At 71.9% G+C, this 4,910-nt stretch carries 5 protein-coding genes; 3 read left to right on the top strand and 2 right to left on the bottom strand.

Features of this window, described 5'->3' with window-relative positions:
• Positions 1 to 2,046: ATP-dependent helicase (locus DW299_RS01695; RefSeq protein WP_168443053.1), on the bottom strand; the 2,046-nt coding region annotated here is incomplete at its 3' end.
• A 151-nt stretch (positions 2,047 to 2,197) separates the two neighbouring features.
• Here DW299_RS01695 and DW299_RS01690 point away from each other — a divergent pair.
• Positions 2,198 to 2,422 carry a DUF3107 domain-containing protein gene (locus DW299_RS01690; protein ID WP_136029971.1) on the top strand — a complete coding sequence of 75 codons (225 nt, stop codon included), beginning with the start codon at positions 2,198 to 2,200 and terminating at the stop codon, positions 2,420 to 2,422.
• Between the two features lie 6 nt (positions 2,423 to 2,428).
• Positions 2,429 to 2,716 (top strand): hypothetical protein, encoded by a 288-nt coding sequence (locus tag DW299_RS01685; protein ID WP_136029973.1) that lies wholly within the window; start codon positions 2,429 to 2,431, stop codon positions 2,714 to 2,716.
• Positions 2,717 to 2,734: 18 nt separating this feature from the next.
• Here DW299_RS01685 and DW299_RS01680 read toward each other — a convergent pair whose 3' ends face one another.
• Positions 2,735 to 3,448, bottom strand: coding sequence for a ferritin-like fold-containing protein (locus DW299_RS01680; RefSeq protein WP_136035407.1), 714 nt, complete (start codon positions 3,446 to 3,448; stop codon positions 2,735 to 2,737).
• Positions 3,449 to 3,643: 195 nt separating this feature from the next.
• On the opposite strand from DW299_RS01680, the gene DW299_RS01675 reads away from it, so the two are divergent.
• On the top strand, positions 3,644 to 4,910 hold a 1,267-nt coding region (locus DW299_RS01675; RefSeq protein WP_136035406.1), incomplete at its 3' end, for a DEAD/DEAH box helicase.

The raw sequence follows: 4,910 nt of genomic DNA, 5'->3' as shown, positions 1-4,910 counted from the left end.
CGCCGTGATCAGCAGTCGGCCGCGGGCGCGCGAGATCGCCCGCACGAACAGACGGAGCTCGTCGTGCAGGGCCGCCCGTCGGCGGTCGAGCACACCGGGCGGCTCGTCGGGCACACCGGTGCGGGCGGCGGCGAGCGCCCCGGGGAGCCGCCACGTCTGCAGGAGCCCGCCGCGCAGCCGTACGTTGGGCCAGACGCCGTCCTGCACCCCGGCGACGACGACCGCGTCGAACTCCGTGCCCAATGCGGTCGCGGGGGTGAGCAGGGTGACCGTGCCGGGACGCTCCGGCGTCGACAGCGTGTCCTCCGGGACCTCGCTGTCGAGGATGTCGCGCACGAACACTTCGGGCTTCTCGTTCGGCGTGCGCTCCACGAACCGCTTGGCCGCGTCGAACAGGGCCACCAGCGCGTCGAGCGAGCGCGCGGTCTCCGCCCCGGTCGGCAGCAGCGAGATCTCCCGCCACGCCACCGACAGCCGGCGACCGTCCACCGCCCTGGCCTGCTCCCACACGCGCCACAGCAGATCGTGGATGGTCTCGCCCTCCGCGGCGGCCCTGGCGACCGCCTCGACCGTCTCCGCGAAGCGCTCCGCCGTGCGCGACTCGGGGGCGTCGATGAGGGTGAGGGTCGCGGGCTGCGACAGAGCCTGACGCAGCAGTTCGCGCGCGGGCGTCGATCCCCCGCCGGCGAGTTCGAGATGCCGCAGCCGCGCCCTGAGTCGTCGGAGGGCGATCGCATCCATGCCCCCGAACGGCGTCCGCAGTGCGTCCTCCCACGCCTGTACCGTCCGCTCCTCGTCGGGGGTCAGCGCGAGACGGACGATCCCGACGATGTCGCGCACGATCCCCTCGCTGCCGAGCGGTCGCTGCACCCCGGCGGCTCGCGTGGGGATCTCCCGCGCCGCCAGCTCGGTCTCCAGGGCGGTGACCTGACGGGTGTCGTGGGCGATCACCGCCATCCGATCCCACGGCACTCCGTCGCTCAGATGCCAGTCGCGCATCACCCCCGCGATGCGGTCGAACTCCTCGTAGGGCGACGGCGCGAGGAAGGTGGACACGACGGGGGCCTCGTCCTCCCCCGCGAGCGGCGCGGGCGCCCGCCGATGCTCCACGCGCCCCGACACCCCGATCGCCTGCGTCACGGTGCGGGTGAGCGCGGTGAGCGCGGCGTGCTGTCGGTGCGCCCCGTCGAGCACGTGCACGTCGCCGAGCGCCCCCGCCAGCTGCGAGAAGAGCTCGGGGCTCGCGCCACGGAACGCCCCGGACGAGATGTCGGGGTCGCCGAAGGCCAGCACCGCGACCCCGCGGTCGAGCAGTGCCCGGACGACCGCGATGCCCCCGCGCGTGAGCTCCTGCGCATCGTCGATCAGCACCGCGCGCACGGGCGCGAGCGGGCCGAGGGTGGCGGCATCGGCCGTGCGCAGGATCGCGCTCGCCTCGCTGAGCAGGTCGGCCGCGTCGCGGTGGGCCGATCGCAGGGCGTCGAGCACCGTGCGGTACTCCACCAGGAACTCCGCAGCGGCCGCCCACACCTCGTTGCCCGACGACCGCAGCTCCTCGGGGTGCACGCCCAGCTCGGTGCACTCGGCCAGGAACGCGCGCAGCTCCGACCGGAATCCTCTCGACGCCCGCACGGAGGCGCTGAGCGACTCGGGCCAGGCGATGCGGCCGTCCTCCGTGTCTCCCGCGAGCAGCTCCGCGATGATGCGGTCCTGGTCGGCGCCCGTCAGCAGCGCGGGCGGCTCGGCGCCCTCGCGCACCATCGCCCCGCGGACGAGCTGGAAGGCGAACGAACCGAGCGAGCGGGCGAGCGGGCCGGGGGTCGCCTGTCCCACGCGCACGCCGATGCGATCGCGCAGCGCCGTCGCGGCCTGTCGACTCGGGGTGAGCGCGAGCACCTCTTCCGGCCGCAGCCCCTCCTCGTCGATGAGCCGCACGATGCGGTCGACCAGCACCGTCGTCTTGCCGGTGCCCGGGGCACCGATGATGACGCCGGACGCGGTCGGCGGCGCCATGATCACGGCACGTTGAGCGGCATCCGAAGTCATGTCCTCCACGCTAACGGGAGCGGCCGACATGGGCGTCGCCCGCCCCGCGCGGGCGCGCTGTGCGCTGCTGGCGAAACCGGCGGCGACGGCCGATCCGGCCCCGGTGCCGCGCGATAGAGTTGGCGAGTCCGACGAACTTCAAGGAGCACGCGTGGAAATCCGCATCGGCATCATCAACACCGGCCGCGAGCTGAGCTTCGACACCGCCGCCTCGGCGGACGAGGTCCGCACCCAGGTCTCCGCGGCGCTGGAGCAGAGCGCGAGCCACCTGAGCTTCGCCGATGTGAAGGGCAACTCCTACATCGTGCCGACCGCGAACCTCGCCTTCATCGAGCTGGGCACCGAGGAGTCGCGCCGCGTCGGCTTCGTCGCCTGACCGCCGATGTACATCCTCCTCGCCCTGATCGCGGCGTGCGCGCTCGGCATCGCCGTGCACTACGTCGTCGGCGGCCGTGAGCTCCGGGGCGTGGCCCTGGCTCCGGCCGTCGCCACCGCCACCGCGGCGCTCCTCTACACCGTGCTCCAGTGGGCGGGCGTCGGCGAGGACAGCCCGTGGCTCTGGCTCGCGAGCATCCTCGGCTCCGTGGTGGTCTCGGCCGCGGTCGCGGTCGGGGTCACCGCCCTGCGCCGGCGCTCGGACGCCGAGACGAAGGCCGCGCTCGGGATCTGACCCGGCGGGCCCGCCCGCTCAGGAGGCGAGGCCCATCGCGTCCATGCGTCGAGCATGCGCGCCCATGAGCTCGGTGTAGACCGGCTCGATGCGCTCCTCCTCGACGGCGAGCAGTTCGGGTCGCAGCGCGGCACGGCACACGAGGATCGTGTCGCCCACGAGGCGCCGCGCCCACATCGACAGCAGCGACCGCCACTCCTCGTCGCTCTCGATCGTCTCCTGGATGATCGCGACGAGCTCGTGCCTGGCGTCGTCCTCGCGCAGGATCTCGGCGACGCGCCGCCCCGGCTCTCCGTAGCTGGACGCGAGGGCGAGATAGAAGTCGTCGAGCATACCCGCGGTGATGTACACGGCGAGGAGCGTCTCCCGGGGGCGCGCGCCGATGGTCTTGCGGCGGAACGCGTCGAGGTGCTCGCGGAAGGGGAGCATCAGCTGCGTGGGGTCGTCTCCGCGCTCGGCGATCAGGTCGACGATGCCGCGGTGCTTGGTGAGTGCGGCACCCGCCGCGCGCGACAGGGCCTCCTTCTCGGACAGCTCGGGTGTCGCGCGGATGAGTCGCGTCAGCGTCTCGAAGTAGCCGAGCTGCAGGTAGGCGGCCTGACCGAGGAAGCGCGGAAGCTCGGGCGCCAGCTCGGCGAAATCGACCCGGGTCGCATCGCCCTGCTCGCCGCGACTGCGCAGTGCGAGGGCGCGCCGCGGCGCACGGTCGCGCTGCCAGAACCACTTAACCACGAGGCCGTCCTCCCGAGTCCACCACGTCGTTCACAATACTCGGGCCCGCGCTTCTTCCTGGCGGAGAGAGGGGCTCCGGTAGGCTGTCCCTGTCCCCGCCGTCGGAGCGGGGCCCCGCGCCTGTGGCACAAGAGACGGCGTGGCTCCGTTTACGTGGCGATCCCCGCGGGTCGCCGGACAGGCAATCTGAAAACAGTGACAACTTTCGCCGATCTCGGCATCGATCAGGACATCGTCGACGCACTGGCCGCGAAGGGCATCGTGGATGCCTTCCCGATCCAGGAGCAGACCATCCCCCTCGGCCTGCCTGGCCAGGACATCATCGGCCAGGCCAAGACCGGTACCGGCAAGACCTTCGGCTTCGGCATCCCCGTCGTGCAGCGGCTCGGGAAGGACCCGGAGCACGGCGTCAAGGCGCTGATCGTCGTCCCCACCCGCGAGCTCGCGGTGCAGGTGTACGAAGACATCGACCTGCTCACCAGCAACCGCTCGACCAGCGTCGTCGCCATCTACGGCGGCAAGGCCTACGAGGGTCAGATCGACCAGCTCAAGGCGGGCGCGCAGATCGTCGTCGGCACCCCCGGCCGTCTGATCGACCTGGCCGGTCAGCGCCTGCTCGACCTGTCGAACGCGACCGAGGTCGTGCTCGACGAGGCCGACAAGATGCTCGACCTGGGCTTCCTCGCCGACATCGAGAAGATCTTCCAGAAGGTCCCGGCCGTGCGCCACACCCAGCTGTTCTCGGCGACCATGCCCGGGCCGATCGTGGCACTGGCCCGCCGGTTCATGACCAACCCGATCCACATCCGCGCGAACGACCCCGACGAGGGTCTCACGCAGGCCAACATCAAGCACCTCGTCTACCGCGCACACTCGCTCGACAAGGACGAGGTCATCGCCCGCATCCTGCAGGCCGAGGGCCGCGGCAAGACCGTCATCTTCACCCGCACCAAGCGTGCCGCTCAGCGTCTCGTCGACGAGCTGGGCGACCGCGGGTTCAACGTGGGCGGCGTGCACGGCGACATGGGTCAGGACCAGCGCGAGCGGTCGATGGCGGCGTTCAAGGCGGGCAAGAAGGACGTGCTGGTCGCGACCGACGTCGCCGCCCGCGGCATCGACGTGGACGACGTCACGCACGTGATCAACCACACGATCCCCGATGAGGAGAAGACGTACCTCCACCGCGCGGGTCGCACGGGCCGGGCGGGCAAGACGGGTATCGCGGTCACGTTCGTCGACTGGGAGGACCTGCACAAGTGGGCCCTCATCAACCGGGCGCTGGAGTTCGGCCAGCCGGAGCCGATCGAGACGTACTCGTCGAGCCCGCACCTGTACACCGACCTCGACATCCCCGAGGGCACCAAGGGCCGTCTGGTCTCCGCGCCGAAGAAGGAGCCGGTCAAGACCGAGCGCTCCCGTCGTCCGGAGCGCGCCGCCGACGCCGCGGCCGAGGGCACGGGCG

This window comes from Microbacterium sp. K35 (assembly GCF_004794375.1).
GTDB classification, from domain to species: Bacteria; Actinomycetota; Actinomycetes; order Actinomycetales; family Microbacteriaceae; genus Microbacterium; species Microbacterium sufflavum.
This window is presented reverse-complemented; position numbering and strand designations above follow the sequence as displayed.